We start from the raw sequence: 22669 nt of genomic DNA, 5'->3' as shown, positions 1-22669 counted from the left end.
AACATATTTAAAGGTATTTTTGGGTTAGAGATTAAGCATGCTGATACGCAAAAATCTGTAAAAGCTTCCAATCAAAGTGAGAGCCATTCCTATCCACAGCAGAGATGCTAACCTGTTGATATGTACTTCCAGCTGTATACCATCCTTTGATATGCCTGTGGAAACATATATGTCTTCAAGTGGTGTGTTCAGGATGCCAACTGAAGATACGATCCTCTCCATCCGCCAGATTTTGTACTCTATCACTCTTGGCTCCACAAAGCCAACATGTTTTCTATCCTTCAGCACCTCAAACCTGAACTTTATAATAAAGCTATCCCTCCTGTCTTCGCTATCGATCTTGATCAGCCTCAATTCATAACCATCTGCTGTTATTGTTTGATTTTCTGATATTGTAAAGGTGTACTTTTCCGAGGCTTTCCATACACCGATCGATCCCATGAATATCAGCATGATCCCGAGGTGGATGATAATGACATGGCTTGGTTTTCTGAGGTTTACTGCAGAAAACACGAACAAAGCTGAGAATATTGACAGAAGCAGATTGCCAAATAGAAACTGGATGGCTGCAAAAACGATAACTGGCAGGATGTAATATGTGTACCTCCTTATTTTTAACCTGCTGATACAGAAACCCAGGATTACTAGTACTATTGCCTCATACGGGATCATCAGGGACTCGTAGTAGTTCTTGTCAGGCTTCAGGTTTGTGAATAATGTTAGGCATGAACCTACGAGTATTGAAAAGAGCAGCAGGACAGTTAGATAGATGAAAAGGGTTATCAGTCCCTCCATGTTAAAACCGAACTCGAACTTTCTCCCTTCAATTCTGAAGAGGAAGTAAACAGATATTGCAAGCAGTATGAACACGAGCATGAGGAAAGCCTTGCTCTCTGATGAGACTCCAAAGGAGTGTGGCGAGAGGTCTGAAGGCAAGGCCCTTGTAATGTATCCGGCGACTACAACCAGCACGAAAGTTAGTGTTGTAAGCAAGTAAGTCCTGCGTCCTTCTCGCTTTACGGTGTGGATGAGTGCGGTTGAGCTGAGCCATGGAAAGAATGAGGCATTCTCCACAGGGTCCCATCCCCAGAATCCACCCCAGCCGAGCGTTTTGTAAGCCCATAATGCTCCAACGAATATCCCGGCTGATATAGATATCCATGAAAATAGGAGGTACGGGTAAGCCTTTTTTGTCCATTTCTCTCCCAGATATATCCCAGCGATTGCCATGGAGAATGGAATGAGGAATCCGGAGTAGCTCATGAATATCAGCGGAGGGTGTATTGCCATTTCTATAGTTCTGAGCAGAGGGTTCAGTCCAACCCCTTCAAAAGCCTGAGTTCTTGTAAATGGGTTTGATGTTGTTAGTAACAGTAAGGTCAAAAATGCGAAGAAAAAGCTGGAGATTGAAACACTCAACCTTGAAAGTCTGTCACCATTTGATACGGCAAATAGATTCATCAATGAGACGAACAACGCCCAGAGCAGGAGAGCCCCCTCTTTGCCCGCCCAGAAGGCACTTATAGTATAGATCAACGGCAGTCTGGAGTCTGAGTTCATGTAAACATAGAGGTATGTGAAATCTCTTTCGAGAAAATGATACAGCAGAAGCATGCAGGAGAGAAATATTGTTAGGAAGTAAGCATATACCGTGTAGATTGAGATCGATGAGAACGAGCTTCTATTGATGGAGAGATAAAGTGTAATCGATGAGATGATTGAGAGCAGGAATGATATGAGAATTAAGAGGTAGCCAGCATCCATGATCTCACTTTACTGTTTCTTGGCAACATATTCAGTGTGGCACTTTGTCAGCACATTGGCTGCGTAGAATTTTCCATCAATGTAGTCTCCAGTTACAACCACAGCAACATCTTCTTGATTGTGGGTTGTTCCCTCGTATATGACCTCCATAACGGATTTTCCGTCAGTTAGCAGGAAAATTGTTTTACCGTCAACAATTCTTGTTGAGTTCTTAACAATGCTTCCGTTAACCTGAATGTTGTACTGATTGCCTGAATTAACGACTTCTGAGACCGTTTTGTATGGAGAGAGGTTTGTAATTAGCGTGTAGTAAACGAATATGATCGAGATGACCATCACAAATCCGAAAATGAATTTGGATTTGGAGTTACCCATAGCTTAAAACTCTTCCATTTGCTTTTAACTTTTGCTGTGTTTTTGTGTTGAAGGTATTTTTAGCAGCCAGCATGTGTATACCAACTTAGAACCTTGCGTAATATCACCCGACATCAAACAGCTTCAAACCGAATTCAACAAATCTTTCGAAATGCTTTTTGTTAAAAGTTGCTATTGCTGCATTTCTGTTTATACAGATGGCAGCAATCATTGTGTCGAATCTTCCGACCGCATTATCCACTTTTTCAAGCTTGTTCTCAAGTTTTGCAGAGAGTAAAGCGTCTTTCGAAGTAAAATCCAAAATTTTTAGAAATCTGATTTCTTCCGGCAGCAGCTTCCCAATTCTGCTAAAGCCGCAGGCAATTTCATGCAGGTTTATCGAGGTTGTTGCCACATCGTAACCTTCAAGCTTTTTCAAAACCTCTTCGCCCTTTTTAGAGTTTCTGTCGAAAATTTCTATCAGGACATCGGTGTCAAGAACTATCAACAGAAACCCCTCCTCTCGCTCCTCTTTGCGTAAATTTCGTCAAGCATCATTCTTTTCTCGTCTTCAGAAATTTCCACCTTGCTTCTAATCTTCCTGAGAATTTCCGTCCCACTGCCCTCAATGAGTCTTGCGTAGCAGGAATTTGAAATCATCATTTTCATTCCCAAAAAGAACTCCCTTGTTGAGAAACCCCCACTTATGTACCGTTAGGTGGAGTAAACAAATTGGGAGTGGGTAGCAGCACTGAACCTCTACACATCCGTGTGTGTACACATTGATGTGCATTGGAGTTGAAGGGTTATGGCAAAAAAGAATTAATCTCACGATTGATGAAAATCTGTGTAACCGTGCTCGTGAATTGGGGGTTAATTTTTCCACTTTTCTTGGAAATCGCATAATAGAAACGCAGATTCTGGAAATAAGGAGTGCGGGGGGAGGGATTTGAACCCTCGGACCCCTACGGGACTAGACCCTCAATCTAGCGCCTTTTCCTGACTCGGCAACCCCCGCAGATTGAACTTTTAGATGCCCTTAACTCTCGATCATCTGTTTGCAGTATCGAATTATAATCTTTTTGGCTGATACCCAGTCATCAACTCTCTGTTTTTAAATTATTTCGTTGGGTTGGTTACTATCAGGTTGGTTACTAAAATTCTGTCTGGCTGACATGCACTCTGGCGATTCTAGAGACATCAGAAAATTTATATATGCTTTTCTTCAAATTTTCAGAAATTTAAAAAATAGGTGGTGAAGAAATTGAATGAGAATTTGAGGGAGAAGGTAATCGCTCTTTCTGAGGCGATTACAAAAACTGAAGAATATGTGGATTTTTTGGAGAAGGAGGAAGTTTTAAAGGCAGATGAGGAAACTCAAAAACTCTTATTGGACTTCCAGCAGAAGCAGCAGGATTTTATAGCAAAGCAGATGTCTGGTGAGGTTGATCAGGATCTTCTCAATCAACTGTCAGGCTTACAAAATGAATTGAGGTCCAGGGAGAGTCTCACGAACTTTTTGGACTCGTATTCAAGACTTTTGGACCTACTTGGTGAGGTTACGGATTTGATGAGCGAGAAGCTGAATGTAGATATGGCAGATGTATTCAGGCAGAGGTAACCTTTTTTATTTTACTTTTTTACGGCTTTTTCTTGGATTTGCAAAATCGATTCTTGGTTGGATGAGAGGGGATTAAGATTAACCACCGGAAATAACTTTCATTATTTTGATCTCTCCCTCTTCCACGACATCATCTAGCGGAACAGGAGAGCCATCTTTCAGTATGAGAACGGATTCAGGGTTAATAGAAAAAATATTTAAAATATCGAGATATGTTGAGTTTTCTTCAAGAATGAGTTCCTTTTCCTTTGGCTCAAAACCCACAAGGCTTACTTTCACTTTCACTTTCATGGTTACTCCTCATCAGGGAGCAACTCTTTAGCTATTGCCTTTATCCCAACATCTCCTCCTTTCGTTAAAGCCTCAACCTTCAATTCCTCCACGTTTTTCTGAAGGAGTTTTTCATCCCTTGTAGCCTTCTTAGAAGCGCCTTTCCTTCTAAAAAGTCTCCACTTAAAACGTCTCATAGCTATCAACATTATATATTCAACTACTCAGTAATAATACTTTCGGATAGCTCATGATGGATATCCAGCGCCAAAAACAAATTTTGGCGTAATTTCAAAAATCCATTTCCAATCAGCAATTCAGGCACTGAAGCAGATGAACTCTCGTCCTTAATCCGTTGAACAGTTCGATAGCCTCATTAATTCTCTCTTTCAGGCTTTTTGTCGGACTGCCGAAAACGATATTCTTGCAGGACACATCGATGTACACATAGTACTCTTCGTCTCCGTACCAGTATAATGCATCGTCATTCCCTCGGAACCTTATTGTGAAAGGAAACAGCTTGCATACTATTGGTTTTTTATCCTGGATTGAGCATATGTTCCCTATTTGGAATGGACACTTCCCGTTAATCTTTCTCAGGTAGAACTTTCTCTTTTCTTCGACGAGACCCAATTTTTTGAACCTTAGGTACTCGCCGAAAGTGAGCGGAACTCTGTATTCTCTGCAACATTTCCCGCAAGCAGAGCAGTGCCATGAAGAAACCCTTCTCCATGGCACCTTCATATTTTTCAGTAGGCTGGGAAGATGTTAAAAGTTATTGCTTGGTTGATTAACAGTCATGTTGTTTAATCAGCCCTTGGTTATCAGATCTGCATCGAACTCAACCTTCTTGAGCCTTGGCACTCTACCAATCTTGCCTATTATCTCTTCCTTTATCACGAGGATGCCATCGATAAATTCGTCCATCCAGAACCTCTCAAGAACTTCTTTGATCTCACTTTTCCCATAATCCTTACCAATCTCGTTACATATTCTCGTTGCGAAGGCATCGGCAATTGCCGGATTGGATGAGAAAACGGTCACAGCATCAGCATATCCAAAGCTTACTGAATGGCCTATCGTCCCGCTAGATGTGCATATCGAGTATATGCTGTCAGTCATATCGCTGGGATTTAATTCAAAACCAACCTTTAGTTTTTGAGCATATACACCAATTGTTAACCTCTCTTCTCCAAACATTGCTATGTCTCCACCATTATCCACCACTGCAAAATCTGCCCCGGATTTTTTTGCATAATTTACAGCATATCCTGCTATCGTTCCTGCAACGGATGCCATCGGGCCAACATTCGCAAGCCAGGAAGCCTTGAACATCTCCGTGATGATATCGTCGGTAAACTCGAGTTTAGCATCCTTAACCTCATTATATGGCTCGTATGCTATCAGAAAGTAGGGATCTCTGGAGATTTGATCTTCTATTATCCTCCTCGCTTCCAGAATCCCATCTATTACTGGCTGGTAGTATCTCTCATCTTTCAGCAATACGGTTACTATTGTCTCCTTGTGCTTGAACTTGTATCTCTTATACATAAAAAAATTAAATTTTTGATAGTTCTAAAGCTTTCAGTGGACATACTGTAACGCAAACGCCGCATCTCACACATCTCTCTGAATCCGCAGCAACCCTGTAATCATACTCGAGCCTGAAAACCTCTACCGGGCAGATACTTATACATGCCCCGCAGTGGACGCATTTCTCGTCGTCCTTTATTATTTTTTCATATATCTTTGTAACCTTTACACCCTTGCTCTCAATGAACTCTATGATCTCATCTGCCCTGCTGTCATCGACCTCTATTATGAGTTCTCCCTCTCTCGCCCCGACGCTGGCCCTTATTATATTTATCAGCGTCTTCTTCTCGAGAGTTGTCTGGGAGATAACAGGCTCCCTGACAGTTTTTGAGTCAAACTGAAGCAGAATCATCATGTTATCACCTCTTAACTATCAACCTGCTCAGATCCTCGCTGCTGAGCAATCCAAGAACCTTCTTTTTAGCATCTATCACCGGCAGTGCTGAGATGTTGTGCTTCCTCAGCTTATCTGCTGCAAGCTCTATCGGATCGTCTGGATAGACTGTAATCACTTTCCTTGTCATAACCTCGCTGACCCTCTCAACTTTGCCTTTTGCCACAGCCTTCGCTATATCCCATGATGTCACAATTCCCTTGAGTGTGTTAGATTCATCAACCACAGGCAGATGGTTAACTCCCTTGTCGATTATTATCTTTGAAGCCTCGACTATGGTTGTATTCTCCGGGATTGATATCGCCTTTGACATCAGATTCCTGACGACAACGATCTCCTTCTGCCTCATCGGTTTGAAAGTGGCTTTCGTAGGAATTCGCTTTACAGGTGATGTGAGGTAGAACTCTCCTTTCTCAATCCTTTTCTTGAGTTCGATCATTATCTCTCTAGCTATTGAGTAGCTTGAGAGTGGTGAGACCCTGACCTCCTCACCGTTTATTTCCACCTTACCGCTCTTCAGCTCCTCATAGTTGACCTTTCTCACAACGGGACGGTTTCTCCTTGGAATGGCATAATCTATTATTTCTGTCTCGATATCTCTGTCTCTAACTGCCGTGAACCTCGCCATCTCCTCATCAAGCACAGGTATTGGAATCCCTATCCCTATATACATCGTAACACCGTAGCCTGGAAATACAGCAGCCCTCATGTATTTCTTATCCATCTCTTTCAGATTACCCTTGACCATCAGCGTTCCGAAGGGCGGGCTGTGCTGGGTTCCTTCGCCAATAACATATCCTTCAGCCCCGCAGAGGAATATCCTTGTTCCGAGTCCTATCGTTCTGTACTCTGGGTCGTTATTCAGTGGAGAGATCTCCCCCGTGCCTGCAAAGGTTACATTTCCGTAGTTGGGTAGGAGGGTTCCCATGTATGTCCTCAAAATCCTGTTTGAGGAGTTCGTTGCAGCCTTGTATCTCTGATACGCATTTCTTGGATTCACCATCTCTGCCTGATTGAGATCTTCCAAGGCGATCTCGGTTACGATCTCTTTTCTTGGATAGCAGTCCGTTCCGTATGATTCAGCCTTTAACTCGACTTCCTTACCCCTGACAAGATCCTCAATTACATGAGCTCCACCATACTCCATTCCGAGCTTATCGGATATCTGGGTTACTCCCAAGTAAGCATCCACAGCAGCTATGCCGGTGTAAGCCTCCACATCGTTCAGCCATATTCTCTTCATCTTTATGGGTGGATCAGAATGACCGAAGTTCAGGAAAACTCCTGATGAACACATGGCTCCGAAAGTTCCTGTAGTGACGACATCCACCTCTTTAGCCGCTTTCTCTTCACCAAGCTCTTCGACTATCTCTTTCATTTCCTCAGCAGTAACAACGACTGCAGAGCCTTCTGAAATCCTTCTATTTATTTCCTCAATACTTTTACCCGTCACGAGAGTTAGCTTCACACATCCATATATAAATATTGCGAATGAAACACTGTTAACTAATTAAGAATAGTAATTTTCAAAACGGTAAAAAATAAAAATCAAACTTTGTTTTCGAGGATTCTCTTTATAACATCATCCCTCGGGATTGTCGAAATCCTGGCAACCTTGTCCGGGTCCTTTCCGAGGCATATTGCGAGGATCTGGGAGTAATCGAAAACTGGTATCTGGTAATCTATCATACCAGCCTTCTTCATCTCCTCCTGAATATTGTCCATATGCATGAGGCATGTTATGCACGATACCACTATCAGATCTGGATCTACTTCTTCCTTCATGGAGTCAAATTTCATCTTGACGAATTCGAGATTTGCCTTTTTATCTCTCTTGGAGAAACCTCCGGCCCCTCCACAGCACTGCTTTTCCCTCTCGTAGTATGGAATCTCTGCACCAAGGGCCATTACGATCTCCTTAAAGGCCATCGGTCTCTCAGGATCATCGAATCCAACTATCTTGCTCGGTCTCAGAACATGGCACGGGTTTTGCACAACGACTTTCATACCCTCCAGGCTGTACTTCAGACTGTTTTTGATCTTCTCAGGGCCAATAACATTCCTGTAGATGTCGATTATGTGTCTGACATTGCTCTTTCCTTCGTACTTGACTCCTGCTTTTGCAAGATATTTGTTCACAACATCAAGCTTTCCGTTCAGTATCTTGTGCCTGCCTATTTTGAGGGTTGAGTAGCAGCTACCACACTGGGCTATCAGATCAACCCCCAACCTTTCCGCCATGGCGAGATTCCATGCGTTTACAGCTAGGGCAGAGGTTTCATCTACAGAATAGAATGTTCCGAATGCTGGACAGCATGCAGCACCCTCAATATCGACTATATCCAGGCCGAGGGTGGTTAGGGACTCTCTTATCGCTTTCTCAACATCCGGCCTTATTGCAGGCATGTTGCATCCAAGATACAGCCCGTATCTGACCATTTCTATCACTCCTCAACATCTATTCCAAACATGAATCCGTATTCCTTCACGAACTCCATCTCTCTCAGCATTTTCTGGAATCTCTCAAGCCACTCTGGCTTGCTGATGACAGTTGGCGGTAGCTCAGGCAGATCGAGCGACTTTCTCAGGTTGGCAGCGTTGGCTATGTTCTGTGTGTGTCCTCTCATGTATATCTCTCCAAGCACGGTGGGTATGAATGTCTCATCCTCTCTGCACTGCCACCTTCTCACAGCCAGCACGATCTCAAACGGCTCGGCCTCTCTCGGACATCTCTCTTCACACCCACCGCAGGTAACACACATCCATGGAGTTTCATCTTCCAGCAACTTGTCCCTCAATCCGAGCTTGATCATGTGAATCAGCCTTTTAACACTGAGCGGCTCGGCAGCAACGCCAGTGGGGCAGTCTGCGATACATGTCCCGCACTGATAGCATTTGAGGAGATCATGTCCTCCAAGCTCAACGATCTCCTGGATCAGGTTCTTATCCCTCTCTTCATTCAGATTGATCATGATAACACCTCCTTAAGCTTTCTCGAGCAGTGATGAGAGTTCATCATACCTGAAAACCGGCCCATCCTTGCAAACATACTTGCCCTCTATTCTGCATCTTCCGCATTTACCAATTCCACACTTCATCCTTCTTTCAAGGGTTGTGTAAACCTGCTCCTCTTTGAAACCAAGCTCCTTCAGGACATTCAGCGATATCTTGATCATTATCGGCGGACCACATATAACAGCTATCGTGTTCTCAGGATTTGGCTTCAAACGCTTCAGGTTGTCAGGAACGAAGCCCACGAAGTACTTCCAGCCCTCTTCCGGCATGTCTATGGAAAGTTCAACATTGTACCCGTTCTCGATCATCTTCATGAGTTCATCTTTGTAAACCAGATCCTTGGATGTTCTGGCTCCGTAAACTATTGTGAGGTCTCCATAATCCTTCTCGTTGTCCATAACATACTGATACACAGATCTCAGGGGTGTCTGTCCGATACCTCCTCCAACCGTGAGGATGTTCATACCCTTCCATTCCTCTACCGGAAACGGTCTGCCGTGGGGGCCTCTAAGCCCAACAACATCACCCACATCCATCTCATGCAGTTTTGTTGTCACCTTTCCTGTCTTCAAAACGCTGAACTCGATGTCTGGGCGGGTTGGTGAGTTCGCTATCGTGAACCAGCTTTCCCCCCTACCAAAAACGGAAACGAGGCAACCCTGACCGGGTTGGTAATTGAATCTCGGCTCAACCTTCAGTCTGAAAGTTTTAATCGGTCTTGGACCTTTTACCTCATCCTTTATATCGATTATCGTGGCTTTGAATGGTAAATATGGATTTTCTGAGTTGTAAATTTCTGTGCTCATCTGCCCACCTCCTCAAGAACTTCAACAATATCCACTCCCGCAGGACACTCCGAGATGCACCTTCCGCATCCAACGCAGAAGATCTCTCCCTTGTTTTCGAGCATGTAAAGGAACTTGTCATAGAACCTGTTCCTCAGCCTCTGCCACTTCTCATTTCTGGGATTGTGGCTTGAGCTTTCGAGAGTGTACAACGGGAACTGGCAGGAATCCCATGCTCTGTATCTGAAGCCCTCCTTCTCACCCTCATCAAGCATATCAAAGCAGAAGCAGGTTGGACAGAGGAATGTGCAGATCCCACAACCGACACAGTTTATGGAGACTTTCTTCCAGTAATCGCTTTCGAAGTTCTCTTTCAGTCTCCCGGATAGGCCTTCAATGTTGAGCTTTCTCTTGAAGGTGGACTTAACTTCATTCTCCTTCTCTCTGAATTTTTCAATGTCATTTTCATCAGCCTCTTTTAATTCAATGTCGAGGATATCTTTTGCCTTATCGCTGAGTTCGATGAAGTATTTGCCATCTACCTCGGCCACAAAAACATCTGAACCTTCTGAGGAGTAGGGTGAGAATCCAAGGCTTTCACAGAAGCAGTAATCTCCAGCCTTGTTGCATGCAATTGATATCACCAAGCTGTTATCTCTTCTTGCCTTATAATATGGATCGACAAGTCCATCAAGGAACACCTTGTCGAGCAGAGTTATGCCTCTCGCATCGCATGGACTGACAACTATCGCCCTCTTTTCGTTATCTACTGGTACATCCTCAACCCAGTCACTGTACTTTATGAGAATCTCGTTCTGAGGGAGGAAAAACTCCTTTGCTGATTTTTTGGATCTCTTTATCTCTTTTATCTCTTCACCCTCTTTAAAACCATACCCGTCGGGTATGTAAATTCTGTATCCTTTACTTTTGAGCTCGTCAAACAGTGATTTAAAGAAATCACCCTCAAAAATGTACATAATCATCACCTCTCCGGAATTATGTCAAGCTTTGCGAGGAACGGGATGTCTTCTGGAATCCCACCAAAAATCTCGATGATCTCCTTTTCGAGCTTCCTCTCAAGCTTCCTCAGCGGTATATCCATTGGGCAGGCTCTTTCGCACTCACCACAATCCGCACACCTTCCTGCATGGTGTATAACCCTTATCAGATGATAGAACAGGTTGTCACTCGCGTTCACAGTTTTTCCGAGGAATCTCGGGTACATGGCTTTCTCCTCAGCTTTCGTCATTGGTGATACGGCAAGATTTACGGGATCCACAAGGCATTCGGTGCAGTAGCACATCGGACAGGCACTCCTGCAGGCGTAGCACCTTATGCACTTCTCCATCTCCTTCATCCAGTACTCCCATCTCTCCTCTCTCGAGAGTTTCTCGAACTCTTCTATGTCTGAGAAATCCCTCTCCACGGTTTTAATTTCGCCAAAGAGTTCGTCGTATATCACCGGAGTTGGGGCATCACAGTACTTGCAATTGTCGTAGATGAAATCGTCTATGTTCAGAACGGTGTCTCCCGCTACAATCTTATCCCCCTCTATCTTGAAATCAGACCCGACAGCTTCGACGATTTTCCTATAGTTCGCTACACCATCGCATGTAACGCCTATTATGTAAACCCTCTCTCTGTCGATCTTATCCTCCATCATCAGCTTCTTTATCGCTTTAGAGTCGCAGCCCTTTACGACAACTCCCACTTTGTCTCTTTTATTCAGTTCCTGCATGAGGGTTATTGCTGGGTTGTATGAGCTCAACCTCGAAATCGTCACATCTTCAACCTCATCTGGAGACTCTATCACAGTAATCTTCTCTCTCGGCTCGCTCTTCTTCCTTGCAAATACGATAAAAGCATCAACATCCTTTTCCAATAGCTCCGCAATTCTTTTTCTGAGGTTCTCAGCATACTGCTCCATCTTTTCACCTCCTGAACTTCTTTTGCGGGCCAAGTTGCTTGATCTTCTCTGCAAACTTCGTCATCTCCTCAGCGAACTTCTTGCCCTCAGCAGCCGAAGCCCAGATGAGCATAAGCCTCTCACTATCGAATCCAACGAACTCAAGCAGCTCTTTGAGCAAAACGATCCTCTTCTTGGCGTAGTAGTTACCAACATTGTAGTGGCAGTCACCGGGATGGCATCCCGCAACAACAACTCCGTCAACACCCTTCTTGAAAGCGTAGAGTATCATCGCCGGGTTGACCATTCCAGAACACATGACCCTCACGATTCTGATGTTCGGCGTGTACTGTATTCTGCTCGTTCCGGCTAAATCCGCCCCGGCATATGAGCACCAGTTACAGGCAAAAACCAGAATTTTTGGTTCGAAATCCTCCATAAAATCACCTCACAACTGCTATAGCCTCAACCATCGCCTTTATCTGGTCTATTGTGAATCCCTTGACGACTATGGCACTCTTCGGGCATGTGGCATGACATACTCCACATCCTAAGCATACAGCCCTGTTAACCTCAGCTTTCAGTTCCACAACTCCTCTGTTCTCGAACTGCTTTAGCTCAATCGCATTCACCGGACAGGCTTTAACACACAGGCCACAGGCATCGCACCTCTCTCTAACAACGAACGCTTTGCTCGCATCCATGACCATTTTGTCCTTGGTCAGTATGGTCAGGGCCCTTGAAACTGCTGCACAGGCCTGAGATATCGTTTCCTGAATTAGTCTCGGACTGTGGGCTAGTCCGCAGAGATATATTCCTTCGGATGCAAAATCAACCGGCCTGAGCTTTGGATGTGCCTCAAGGAAGAAGCCGTTCTCATTCAGCGGGACCCTGAGCATCTTCGAGATTTCCTCATTATCTTTTCTCGGGATCGTTGCGGAGCTGAGCACTATATACTGCGGGCTGTAGGATATCTCCTCCTCAAGGATTCTGTCAAGGAATATTACCGAATCTCCCTCAACCTTTGGCGGATTGTTTTCATCATATCTGACAAAAACAACTCCCTTCTCTCCTGCAAGGGCATAGTACTTCTCCATGAATCCGTAGGTTCTGATATCTCTGTAGAGTATCAGAACATCTGCATCAGGGTTGAGCTCTTTGATCTTGAGAGCGTTCTTAATTGCGGTCTGACAGCAGATTCTGCTGCAATATGGCCTCTCATCGTTTCTTGAGCCCACACACTGTATCATCACAACGCTTTCAGGAGCCTCTCCCCTTGCGAGCATCTCTTCGAGTTCAACCTGTGTTATGACCTTCGGGTTCTTTCCATACTCATATTCTCTGGGCTTGTATTCTTCTGCACCGGTTGCCACGATGACAACCCCATGCTCAACCTCTTTAACCTCTCCATCCACACTTATTTTCGATCTGAAGTTCCCGACGAAGCCGTCTATGCTCTCGATCCTTGCATTCCTGAAAACGGTTATCTTCGGCTCTTTCTCCACTTTCTCAACAAGCTCTTTCAGAAGCTCCTGTGGGTTCTTGCCATCAATCGTGTAGAAAAGGTGTTTGAGATTACCTCCAAGTTCAGCCTCTTTCTCAACGATGTAGCTCTCGAATCCCTGCTCGGCAAGCTCAAGTGCACATGTCATCCCTGCGAGACCGCCTCCGATTATGAGAGCCTTCTTGTTTATATCAACTTCTACATACGGAAGAGGCTCGAGCAGTCGAGCTTTAGCAACTCCAGATCTGACAAGATCCATCGCCTTCTCCGTTGCCTTCTCAGGCTCCCTCATGTGCACCCAGCTGCAGTGCTCTCTGATGTTCACGAACTCGAACAGGTATGGGTTCAGCCCAGCCTCTCTTAAAGTGTTTCTGAACAGAGCCTCGTGGGTTCTCGGTGTGCATGCAGCCACAACAACTCTGTTTAGGTTGTACCTATTGATGATCTCCTTCATCCTCTCTTGAGTGTCAGCAGAGCATGTGAACAGGTTGTGCTCTGCATAGACAACATTGTCAAGGGTTTTCGCGTATTCGGCAACCTTCTCAACATCAACAACCGATGCTATGTTTATACCGCAGTGACACACGAAAACACCTATCCTTGGAGGCTCACCCGTAACATCCCTTTCTGGCGGATATTCCTTGACTGAAACGAACTTTCCTCTATCTTGGGCTATGAGGCTTGAAGCTCTTGCAGCAACACCGCTTGCCTGTGCAACACTTTCAGGAATATCCTTTGGCTCGCTGAACACTCCTGCAACGAATATTCCCGGCTTGTTTGTTTCTAGTGGCTTGAATGGATCCGTCTTGCAGAACCCGTATTCGTTAAGCTCGATACCGAGAATTTCCGCATACTTCTTAGCCTCTTCTGGAGGCTCGAATCCTGTAGAGAGAACAACCATGTCGTATTCTTCTTCAAATGTCCTTCCATCCTTCTCGTACTTGAGAATCAGATTTCCATTCGGCTTTTGCATTACAACGGAAACTCTACCATACTTGTAAACAACTCCATATTCCTCTTCAGCCCTTTTAGCGTACTCCTCAAAACCCTTGCCGAATGTTCTGAGATCCATCACAAAAATGTGGGTTTCGACATCCGGCATATGCTCTTTCGCTATGATCGCGTGCTTGGTGGCGTATGTGCAGCAAACCGAGGAGCACCATGGATTGGTTTTCTCATCTCTCGAACAAACGCACTGAATGAAGGCTATTCTCTTTGGTTCCTTCCCATCTGCTCTCAAAACATGCCCCTCAAACGGGCCAGTTGCTGAGAGCAATCTCTCAAACTGGATTCCTGTAACGACATTCGGGAATATCCCGTATCCGTATTCTCCTCTCTCCACCGGGTCTGCCAGCTTCCCACCAAGTGTCAGGATGATTGAGCCAACCTTAAGCTCGATTTCCTCTGGCCTCTGGTTGTAGTTGATTGCCTTTGCAACGCAAACATTCTCACATATCCCGCAACCTATGCACTTCTCCTTGTCGATCGCATAGACCTTGGGTACTGCCTGCGGGTATCGGATGTAAATCGACGATCTGAAAGATAAGCCTTCATTGTACTCATCTATCGCATTCACAGGACAGGCTTTTGCACATTCCCCACAACCAGTACATCTGTCCATGTCCACATACAGTGGATTCCTTTTGATTCTAACCGTAAAGTCTCCAGCTTCTCCTTCAACGCTCAGAAGCTCTGAGTTGTTTATTATCTCAATATTTTCATGCCTTCCCACTTCGTTTAACTTTGGAGACAGGATACACATCGCACAGTCGTTTGTTGGAAATGTCTTATCTATCTGCGACATTCTGCCTCCAATTGCTGGAAGTTTCTCAAGCAGGTAAACCTTGAATCCTGATTCCGCCAGATCTAGAGCGGATTGCATTCCGGCAATTCCACCACCAACTACAAGCACAGCACCGCTCATTTTCACACCCCTGAAACGCATTTAAGTTCATCTTTAGTCTCAAAATTAATCATACCTCTTCTTCTCATTTCGAGAATCGTCTTAACAACTTCTCTGCTATCCATTCCGGTTTTTTCTGCCAGCTCTTCGATGCTCGTGTAATCCATAACCCTCAGCAATTTGCCTGCGTTTATTGCGAAGGCTATGCTATCCTCTATGAGTTTGTTCATTCTTTCCACGTCAACTTTTTCTCCGTAAACATTCCCTTCCTCAACAAGAGACCTCTTCTTTGCGGTAAAGCTCCTCAAAACCCTGTCCTCAACAACCTCTTTAACAATCTCGAAATCGAGTTCCGGTTTTCCAAGCTCATTTAGCTTTTCGGAGAATCTGGTGATTTCTTCCTCAGGATTTCCGTAAATGAACATTATTCTGCCTGGATTTTCACCCATCTGCTCGAGCACTTTTTTCATGACATCCACTTTTACCATTGCCTCTTTACTGCCGTATTTGTTGCTGCACTCCTGACATCCAGCAACGATAATGCCCCAAGCTCCCCTCCTGAAAGCCTCAGCCATCATTGTCATGTCTATTCTTCCGCTACACATCATAGATATTATCCCGGCATTCTCGAATTTTTTCTCTTTAATTAGCTCTTTAACAAGCTTTCTGCATGAGAAAACAGCTATCTTCGGGTCTTTCAGATTTCCATTAAAGCTCTCAAGCAATCCATCATCTGTGAACTTCTTGGACTTCATTGAAATTGCTTTGGTTACGCATGAGGCTGAGCATATCCCGCAAACCTTGCATTTTCCTGTGGTAACTGGTATGCCATTTTCAAGCGATAGAGCGTTATGGGGACATAGTGAGACACAGATTCCGCAGCTTATGCATTTCTTTTCGTCGATAATTATTGAACCCTTAGCTGTTTCGGTCATGCAAAACCGTTAAACAATATTCTATAAAAATTTTGGCTTTTAATCCTTGAAAAAACATTTATTTACCCGAATTTTGACGATAATTAATAATTAAAATTCAATTGGGCCATAGTTTGACCCACTGACACTTCTGGTTCACGCACTTGCATCCGTAGCCATACTTTAAGGAGTCATAACAGTCCTTCCACTCACATGTTGTAATTACTGGCTCTTCATATACAGACCTACAGATCTGTGACGAACATCCATCGACCACACAGTCATTATCGTTCTCGCATTTGCCATAGGTTGACCTTCCACAGAATTGACCTTCTATTTTCCAGCAGCTGTACATCTTGCCGCTGAGAAGGAGTATAATGTCCATTGATCCATTCACTACGAAAAGAGCCTTGCTTACATTTTCTATGACTCTGTAGTTGCCATCGTCGATTAGGCTTGTCGTTATGGATATTGGCTCCCTGAAGATGATCTCGATCACGAAGTTGCTCTGTTTTATACCCTCTACTGTACTTTCATCGAACACGCATCTTGCCTGAACATTTATCTTGTGTAACTTGGGAAGCAGCAATTTTTCCGCAGTTCTCTCTTCACTCTCGTTTAAAAGTCTTGGTTTACCATGATCGTATTCAATAATTTTTTCTACTATTCTGCTAGACTCTTCTTCTGCAGGATGTTCTTCTTCAGAAGCACAGCCCAGCATCAAAAGTACGATTACAATCAATAAAAGAAATCTGAGCCTCATAATTAAATTTGGTTAATGTTCAATATAACATTTGTTAGATCTCAAAATTTCATCGAACCCTGTATTTCTCGGTCAGCGAATCTTTCTTCAGCACGAACCATACATCATCCCTCAGAATAACCCTGAAGGTGTGTTTTGCAATCTCCTTGTAGAACTCACAGTAGTAACTTTTGGCATACATTGTACCATCGGTTGAAAGGATCTCGGCAGGACATGGAGCACCGCACAAGTTCCTGAAAACACAATCCCGGCATTCTGGAATGTCCTCAACTTTTCTCTTGGTAACTGCTGCAAAAGCTTTGGAATTTATTATCTTCTCGAAATCATCCCTGAATATGTTGCCCCCACAGAACTCAGTTCCTATGAACTCTCCACACGGATAACAACTTCCATCAGCGGTTATCGAGAAAAATCTCCTTCCTCCTCCGCATGGTGAGATGTCGCACATCAAAACTTTCGCAGATGGAGCAACTAATCCGAGAAGCACATTCGCGAAGTCAGCAACAACTATTCTTTTCCCGCTTTTTGTCAGCTCAATTGCTCTTTCAACAGCCTCTATGAAATTCACTGCAGCCTCTTTCGGATCTGGTCTGAAATCAATAGCCTCCTTCTGGGTTGCTCTGACAGGGTTCATCAGGCACAGGGAGACCTTACCGCTCAGAAAATCGACCATATCTTTTAGATGGTTTTGATTGTATTTTGTTATGGTTGTTACGACATTTAAACCACTGTAGTTATCAAACAGCTCAAGCAACTCAGATATCTTGTCGAAACTACCTTTTCCTCTGAGAAAATCGTTCGTTTCTTTGTGTGGGGAGTCGAGCGATAAGCCAACATTGACTTCAAGCTTCTTTATAAACTCCACATCCTCCTCTTCGAGGAGCAGACCATTGGTTTGAATTCCGAAATTGAGTTTATCGCTGTAGTCTTCAATAATTCGGAATATGTTATCCTTGTTCAATAAAGGCTCGGTTCCATGGAAGACAACTACGCTGTTGCCCAGAAACTCTATAGCCTTCTCTGCAATGTAAGCCAGCTCATCATAGCTCATCTTTTTCCTTCTAGATTTGACTGATGGAGGGATATAGCAATAGGGACATCCAGCGTTGCAGGCATCGGTCGGATTTACATACAGCAAAACCAGGTTCCTCTCGAACCGTAGTTCATTCATTTCTTTTATCAAGTCCTTTCTTATTTTACTGTAAAGTTCTTCTATCTCTTCGCCACCAACTCCCCAGAAATTCGTTTCTGGATCAAACTTGATTGATTTGCCGTTTATTTCAAGAGAATCGAGCATTTTTCCACCTCTTAAATAAAAAAATTAAAATGGAGAATCTTTGCTTTGCATGACATAATGTGTCAGTCCACCGCCTTTGTATTTGCATTCGTATCTGTAGCTCATAATATCACCTAAAGTTTGTTTGATTTGAGATAAAGGTAAATTTAAGTTTTTCGAATTTCGAGCAAAATTTTCCCCGGAATTATTTCCTACCATCGAACAACCTCCAGCGGTAGGGGGTTTGTTGAAGTGGGAAATAATACAGAAAGTTGCTAAGAAAGCTCAAGGATTTAACTGTGAGATGAATTAGGGAGGTTGGAGGGAGTTGGTGGAGAATTAAGTTTAAATTACCTTGCATTCGAACTAAATTGAATACCCGTCCTCCTGTCGGACGACGGGGAACGGGGGGTGCTGGCACACCCCTCGTTTCTGGGGCAGACGACGGGTTGAAGGGTAAAAGCCCGATGCAGGTTGGATGGGGATGAGAGCCTTAGAAGTAAGAATCTCCCGGCTTTAGCCGTGGAGAGTGTCAACAAAGTGCAAATTTCGAGCAAAACATTCTTTTTTTTGAAATACAATTAGGACTCAAAAATAATATATATTGAGGCAAGGTTAGGCAAGACATGCAAGGATTTGATGGGATTTACGATCTGTTTTGCGATAGCGATACTTGCTAAACCTGAATGTTGTGTTTCTGTAGAATTTCTTTAAGCTTTTCCGCTTTTTTACTATCCTTCCTCTCAATAACTTTCACGAAATCTTTTATGTACTCTATGGCGAGATCTCTTACATTCGGGTCTGGATCATCCAAATGTTTTATCAGCAAGTCTATCTGTTTTAACCTTCCTAAAGCAGAAACTGCATGGTATCTAACGGTCCAGTCCTCATCTTCAGCGAGTTTTTTGAGTATAGCTATTGCTTTGTCTCCACCAATATCCGAAATAACTTCTGAAGCCCACTTCTTTATGTTCCAGTCCTCATCTTTAAGTGCAATCTCAAGGGCATCGATTGCTTTATCTCCGAGCAGAATCAGTTCGGCACCCCTCATCAATGCTGAGAGATATAATGCCAACTCTTCGTTATCTTCTAGCTTCAATCCAAGTCTTTCGATGGTTTTAGCAGAGGCTTTCCTTACCTCATAGTTTTCATCCTTCAGGCTATCTAGCAAGGTTTTTTTTACCTCATCATTCAGAATCCCGATTCTACCGATAGACTCTACTGCTCTCTTCCTGACATCTGCATCTGGATCCTTGAGGGATTGTATGAGGTAGTACAGACTCCTTTCATCCCTGATCCTGCCCAGCGCGATTACACTGGCCCTCCTGACATACTTGTCTCCAAAGTTCTGTGCTTCAGCCAGCGGAGCTATCGCCTTCTTATCTCCAAGTCTGCCGAGTATGTATGCGAGGGTTACTTTCTGGAAAATGGATTTACTGTCGATAAAAGCCTGTATTAGCACATCGGTTTTGTCTCTGCATAGTCTTTCCAGTGATTTTGCACTCCTCCACCTAACCTCTCTGTTTTTATCTGCCAGAGTATTGATCAAAGCTGATATGACTTCTGGCTTGTCGAAGTCGCTCAGAGCATCGGCTGCACCCGCTCTGACTTCAGGATCCTCATCTTCGAGCAGCTTGATCAGTCCCTTTACATTTCCCTTAATCCTGAGGCTTTCAACATTTTGATTCCCAAATAACCACATATCAAACTCCTTTCCTATTTCAAAACCAAAACCCTCGCTGAACTCAAGGCCCACTCTGTTACTGGCCCTGCAAGAATTCCCAGTACTACGAGTATCAGAGCCCCTGCAACGATTACTACTGTACATTCTTTATCTTTTTCCCTTATAAACTCTACCATTTTTTCGTGCTTCCAGAACATTCTCATTATAACCTTCGAGTAATAGTACAGAGAGAGAGCAGAGTTCAGAAGGGCTATCAAAGCCAGCCACAGTAGCTTTGCCTCTATTGCAGAGAGAAAGAGAACGAACTTTGAGTAAAACCCAAGGGTTGGTGGTATTCCAGCAAGGGAGAGTAGTATGATGCTCATGGAAATGCCTATGAGCGGTTTCCTCCTCCCAAGACTGTTGAAGCTGTCAGCTTTATCCAATATGTACCCCCCAGCATACGCTACTGTAACGAACGCGCAGGCTGTGGCAATAGCATGAGATAAAACATGCAGAAAAGCTCCAGCCAGAGCCATGTCCATTCCTGAGATTGCGAATATCGCAAAGGCCATCGATATGTATCCAGCATGTGCGATCGAGGAATAGGCAAGCATTCTCTTTATGCTTTCCTGCATCAAAGCGGCAAGGTTGCCCAGGGTCATGGTTATGACTGCTATAACTGCCATCAGGACGTACATCTCCAGCTTAATGGCCAAAGCCATGAGAATCATCACCTTGAACATACCTGCAAAGCCCATCTTCTTTGCAGAGCTGGCAAGCAAAGCGGAGATGGGTGTTGGAGAGCCATGATATGTGTCGGGGGCCCACATGTGGAATGGAACCAGTGCGGATTTGAATCCAAAGCCAGCAACTATCATCACCAGGCCTATCGTCGAGTATGCTGTTGGTTCCATCTCAGCCATTCTGGTGATGCTAGCAATCTCAACACTTCCGGCATACCCGTAAACTATTGAAATTCCGAACAGGAGTAAAGCTGAGGAGAAACCGCCGAAAATGAAGTACTTGAAAGCAGCCTCAACGCTGAATTCAGAGCCCTTCTCAAATCCAGCCAGTGCATAGGTTGCGATGCTCGCAATTTCAAAGGCGATAAAGAGCATTATGAAGTCTGAGGACATCGAAACAACCATCATTCCGAAAGTTGAGAGCAAGATCAGGAAATAGTATTCATCTTCGAATCTGCTCACCGAATTCAGCGAAGATAAGCAAACGAAAAGGGCTACGGTTAAGAACACGAGTGAGAAGAACTGTGAGAATGGCGTGATTCTGAGAGAATAGAACTCGCTTTCAGCATTCCAGTAAATTAAAGTGAAGATTATAGCTATTGTCAGCAAAATCATGCTTGTGAATGCGAAGTATCTCTTCTTTTTGAGGAACAGTCCGGGGAAGATGTAAAAGATTGGGATAATCCCGGTGGCTATCAGGGGTATTAGCGTTAACATCACTTCAGCACCTCCAGCATCGACAATGCGGCATCCTTGAACATATCAAACACCGGAGATGGATGAATACCCAGCACCACCGTAGCCACAACCCAGATCAGCAATGGCAGCAGTTCATGGAAGTAAGCCTCTGAGTATTCCTTTTTCGGAATGCCGAACACTGATCTCTGGAGTGCATAGATGTGGTATATTATGCTGAGCGGTATGCTTGCCAGAGCTATTATTGCAAATAGCGGCATTAATGCTAAAGCTCCTGCAAGCACTGAGAACTCGGCAACAAACCCGGCCATTCCCGGGAAACCCATTGAAGCGAAAAATCCGATGACCATTAAGAAGGAAAACTTGGGCATGCTCTTCATTAGCCCACCAAGCTTCTCAAAAAGTCTACTGCCAACATGGTGCTGGATAACCCCTGCAGATCCGAACATGACAGAGGTGATTATCCCATGTGCGAATAGCTGGAATCCAGCACCGCTCAATGCAAGAACTCTGTATTTAACATCTCCCGCCATCAAAGCTGCAGCCATCCCTAGACTCACGAATCCCATGTGTCCGATGCTCGAAAATGCGATGAGCCTCTTGATATCCTTCTGCGGTAAGGCTGCAAAAGGTGTGTATATTATGCTCACAGCTCCAAAAATTGCTATCAGCAGAACGAAAAATTCTGATGCGTTTGAGCTCATTGGAACCAGGAATCTCAGCAGACCATATCCACCCATCTTAAGCAGAACTCCAGCCAGGAGAATTGATCCGACTGTTGGTGCCTCAACATGTGCATCGGGAAGCCATGTGTGGAACGGCACGGCTGGCATCTTGACAAGGAAGCCAAAGAGCAATGCGAGGAATATGAAATCCTTCCACAGCTGTGGTATTTCAATGCTGGAGTAGTTTTTGAGCAGTGTTAGGATATCAAAGGTAGCTTTTCCGGTGTCAATCCAGTTGAAGTGGTAAATTGCGAAGATCCCTGCGAGCATCACAACGCTCGAAACATGAGTATATATCAGGAACTTGATAGCTGAATAGTCCTTTCTTTCCCCTCCCCAGATCCCTATCACGAAGAACATCGGAATTAACACGATCTCCCAGAATATGTAGAAGAGGAAGAAATCTAAGGAGCAAAAAACTCCGACCAAAGCAAAATCCAGAAGGATAATTAACCCGAAGAACTGATTGGCCTTAAACCTCTCCTCCCAGGCGTAGATCACGCACAGTAATGAGATGAATGTTGTGAGCAGTACCATCGGCATGCTCAGGCCATCAACTCCAACATGGTATGATATTCCAAGTGAGCTAACCCATGAAATGTTCTCCTCGTGGTTAAAGCCGTTATCCATGTTCAGGAGCATCATAACTGAGATCAGAAATGCGATGAAAGCAGATATCAGTGCAACCACTCTGGAAACCTCTCTTTTTGTGGCAAAAGCAGACAGCGATCCAATCAGCAGAACCAGAAGCATGGCTGAGATCAACATGGTACCACA

At 44.2% G+C, this 22669-nt stretch carries 25 protein-coding genes and 1 tRNA gene; 2 read left to right on the top strand and 24 right to left on the bottom strand.

The genetic code is table 11. The annotated features are described in order from the left end of the window. Positions 1-24: 24 nt before the first annotated feature. The 4 genes from ccsA to ASULF_RS12055 all read right to left on the bottom strand — a co-directional run bounded on the left by ccsA (position 25) and on the right by ASULF_RS12055 (position 2787). Positions 25-1764: a cytochrome c biogenesis protein CcsA gene (ccsA, locus tag ASULF_RS08925; protein WP_015591402.1), complete on the bottom strand. Its 1740-nt coding sequence runs from the start codon at positions 1762-1764 to the stop codon at positions 25-27. A 9-nt stretch (positions 1765-1773) separates the two neighbouring features. Next, positions 1774-2139, bottom strand: a complete 366-nt coding sequence (locus ASULF_RS08920; RefSeq protein WP_015591401.1) for a cytochrome c maturation protein CcmE domain-containing protein — start codon at positions 2137-2139, stop codon at positions 1774-1776. A 103-nt stretch (positions 2140-2242) separates the two neighbouring features. Beyond that, positions 2243-2626, bottom strand: a complete 384-nt coding sequence (locus ASULF_RS08915; protein ID WP_015591400.1) for a type II toxin-antitoxin system VapC family toxin — start codon at positions 2624-2626, stop codon at positions 2243-2245. Beyond that, the gene (locus ASULF_RS12055) at positions 2623-2787 is read right to left on the bottom strand and encodes a hypothetical protein (protein WP_015591399.1); all 165 of its coding nucleotides are present in this window, start codon (positions 2785-2787) and stop codon (positions 2623-2625) included. Before ASULF_RS12055 ends, ASULF_RS08915 begins: the two co-directional genes overlap by 4 nt. Before the next feature lie 116 nt (positions 2788-2903). Here ASULF_RS12055 and ASULF_RS12445 point away from each other — a divergent pair, with 116 nt between their 5' ends. Then, positions 2904-3071, top strand: a complete 168-nt coding sequence (locus ASULF_RS12445) for a type II toxin-antitoxin system CcdA family antitoxin (RefSeq protein ID WP_394295718.1) — start codon at positions 2904-2906, stop codon at positions 3069-3071. Here the strand turns inward: ASULF_RS12445 and ASULF_RS08910 are convergent. Then, positions 3053-3136, bottom strand: a tRNA-Leu gene (locus ASULF_RS08910). The genes ASULF_RS12445 and ASULF_RS08910 overlap by 19 nt on opposite strands. Before the next feature lie 246 nt (positions 3137-3382). On the opposite strand from ASULF_RS08910, the gene ASULF_RS08905 reads away from it, so the two are divergent. Then, positions 3383-3739, top strand: a complete 357-nt coding sequence (locus ASULF_RS08905) for a YlbF family regulator (RefSeq protein WP_015591398.1) — start codon at positions 3383-3385, stop codon at positions 3737-3739. A gap of 78 nt (positions 3740-3817) precedes the next feature. On the opposite strand, the gene samp2 is transcribed toward ASULF_RS08905, so the two are convergent. The 19 genes from samp2 to ASULF_RS08810 form a co-directional block, all read right to left on the bottom strand. Next, the gene (gene samp2 / locus ASULF_RS08900; RefSeq protein ID WP_015591397.1) at positions 3818-4030 is read right to left on the bottom strand and encodes a ubiquitin-like small modifier protein SAMP2; all 213 of its coding nucleotides are present in this window, start codon (positions 4028-4030) and stop codon (positions 3818-3820) included. 2 nt (positions 4031-4032) lie between these two features. Next, the gene (locus tag ASULF_RS12050; protein WP_169336404.1) at positions 4033-4206 is read right to left on the bottom strand and encodes a hypothetical protein; all 174 of its coding nucleotides are present in this window, start codon (positions 4204-4206) and stop codon (positions 4033-4035) included. A 112-nt stretch (positions 4207-4318) separates the two neighbouring features. Further along, the gene (locus tag ASULF_RS08890; RefSeq protein ID WP_015591395.1) at positions 4319-4753 is read right to left on the bottom strand and encodes a YkgJ family cysteine cluster protein; all 435 of its coding nucleotides are present in this window, start codon (positions 4751-4753) and stop codon (positions 4319-4321) included. 66 nt (positions 4754-4819) lie between these two features. Continuing rightward, on the bottom strand, positions 4820-5560 hold the full coding sequence (locus ASULF_RS08885; protein WP_015591394.1) for a UPF0280 family protein: 741 nt from the start codon (positions 5558-5560) through the stop codon (positions 4820-4822). 7 nt (positions 5561-5567) lie between these two features. Further along, a complete protein-coding gene (locus ASULF_RS08880) occupies positions 5568-5957 on the bottom strand; it encodes a 4Fe-4S binding protein (RefSeq protein WP_015591393.1) in 390 nt (129 codons plus the stop codon). Positions 5958-5961: 4 nt separating this feature from the next. Beyond that, on the bottom strand, positions 5962-7449 hold the full coding sequence (locus ASULF_RS08875; protein WP_048098201.1) for a homocysteine biosynthesis protein: 1488 nt from the start codon (positions 7447-7449) through the stop codon (positions 5962-5964). 95 nt (positions 7450-7544) lie between these two features. Continuing rightward, on the bottom strand, positions 7545-8435 hold the full coding sequence (locus tag ASULF_RS08870) for a CoB--CoM heterodisulfide reductase iron-sulfur subunit B family protein (protein WP_015591391.1): 891 nt from the start codon (positions 8433-8435) through the stop codon (positions 7545-7547). Between the two features lie 5 nt (positions 8436-8440). Continuing rightward, positions 8441-8968, bottom strand: coding sequence for a 4Fe-4S dicluster domain-containing protein (locus ASULF_RS08865; protein WP_015591390.1), 528 nt, complete (start codon positions 8966-8968; stop codon positions 8441-8443). A gap of 12 nt (positions 8969-8980) precedes the next feature. Further along, positions 8981-9817, bottom strand: coding sequence for an FAD/NAD(P)-binding protein (locus ASULF_RS08860; protein ID WP_015591389.1), 837 nt, complete (start codon positions 9815-9817; stop codon positions 8981-8983). Beyond that, positions 9814-10773 (bottom strand): 4Fe-4S dicluster domain-containing protein, encoded by a 960-nt coding sequence (locus ASULF_RS08855; protein WP_015591388.1) that lies wholly within the window; start codon positions 10771-10773, stop codon positions 9814-9816. Before ASULF_RS08855 ends, ASULF_RS08860 begins: the two co-directional genes overlap by 4 nt. A gap of 5 nt (positions 10774-10778) precedes the next feature. Next, the gene (locus ASULF_RS08850) at positions 10779-11723 is read right to left on the bottom strand and encodes a 4Fe-4S dicluster domain-containing protein (RefSeq protein ID WP_015591387.1); all 945 of its coding nucleotides are present in this window, start codon (positions 11721-11723) and stop codon (positions 10779-10781) included. Positions 11724-11727: 4 nt separating this feature from the next. Then, positions 11728-12141 carry a hydrogenase iron-sulfur subunit gene (locus ASULF_RS08845; protein ID WP_015591386.1) on the bottom strand — a complete coding sequence of 138 codons (414 nt, stop codon included), beginning with the start codon at positions 12139-12141 and terminating at the stop codon, positions 11728-11730. Positions 12142-12145: 4 nt separating this feature from the next. Next, positions 12146-15130: a CoB--CoM heterodisulfide reductase iron-sulfur subunit A family protein gene (locus tag ASULF_RS08840; protein ID WP_015591385.1), complete on the bottom strand. Its 2985-nt coding sequence runs from the start codon at positions 15128-15130 to the stop codon at positions 12146-12148. A gap of 2 nt (positions 15131-15132) precedes the next feature. Continuing rightward, positions 15133-16044 (bottom strand): hydrogenase iron-sulfur subunit, encoded by a 912-nt coding sequence (locus ASULF_RS08835; protein WP_015591384.1) that lies wholly within the window; start codon positions 16042-16044, stop codon positions 15133-15135. A 97-nt stretch (positions 16045-16141) separates the two neighbouring features. Beyond that, positions 16142-16786 (bottom strand): eight-cysteine-cluster domain-containing protein, encoded by a 645-nt coding sequence (locus ASULF_RS08830; RefSeq protein ID WP_015591383.1) that lies wholly within the window; start codon positions 16784-16786, stop codon positions 16142-16144. 49 nt (positions 16787-16835) lie between these two features. Continuing rightward, on the bottom strand, positions 16836-18083 hold the full coding sequence (cbpB, locus tag ASULF_RS08825; protein WP_015591382.1) for a peptide-modifying radical SAM enzyme CbpB: 1248 nt from the start codon (positions 18081-18083) through the stop codon (positions 16836-16838). 655 nt (positions 18084-18738) lie between these two features. Next, a complete protein-coding gene (locus ASULF_RS08820; protein ID WP_169336403.1) occupies positions 18739-19764 on the bottom strand; it encodes a HEAT repeat domain-containing protein in 1026 nt (341 codons plus the stop codon). A 14-nt stretch (positions 19765-19778) separates the two neighbouring features. Beyond that, positions 19779-21188 (bottom strand): NADH-quinone oxidoreductase subunit N, encoded by a 1410-nt coding sequence (locus tag ASULF_RS08815; protein WP_015591380.1) that lies wholly within the window; start codon positions 21186-21188, stop codon positions 19779-19781. Next, positions 21188-22660, bottom strand: a complete 1473-nt coding sequence (locus tag ASULF_RS08810; RefSeq protein ID WP_015591379.1) for a complex I subunit 4 family protein — start codon at positions 22658-22660, stop codon at positions 21188-21190. The genes ASULF_RS08815 and ASULF_RS08810 overlap by 1 nt, the downstream gene beginning before the upstream one ends. Between the last annotated feature and the right edge of the window lie 9 nt (positions 22661-22669).

Origin of the sequence: Archaeoglobus sulfaticallidus PM70-1, assembly GCF_000385565.1 — an archaeon.
In the GTDB taxonomy this organism is placed as follows: Archaea; Halobacteriota; Archaeoglobi; order Archaeoglobales; family Archaeoglobaceae; genus Archaeoglobus_A; species Archaeoglobus_A sulfaticallidus.
This window is presented reverse-complemented; position numbering and strand designations above follow the sequence as displayed.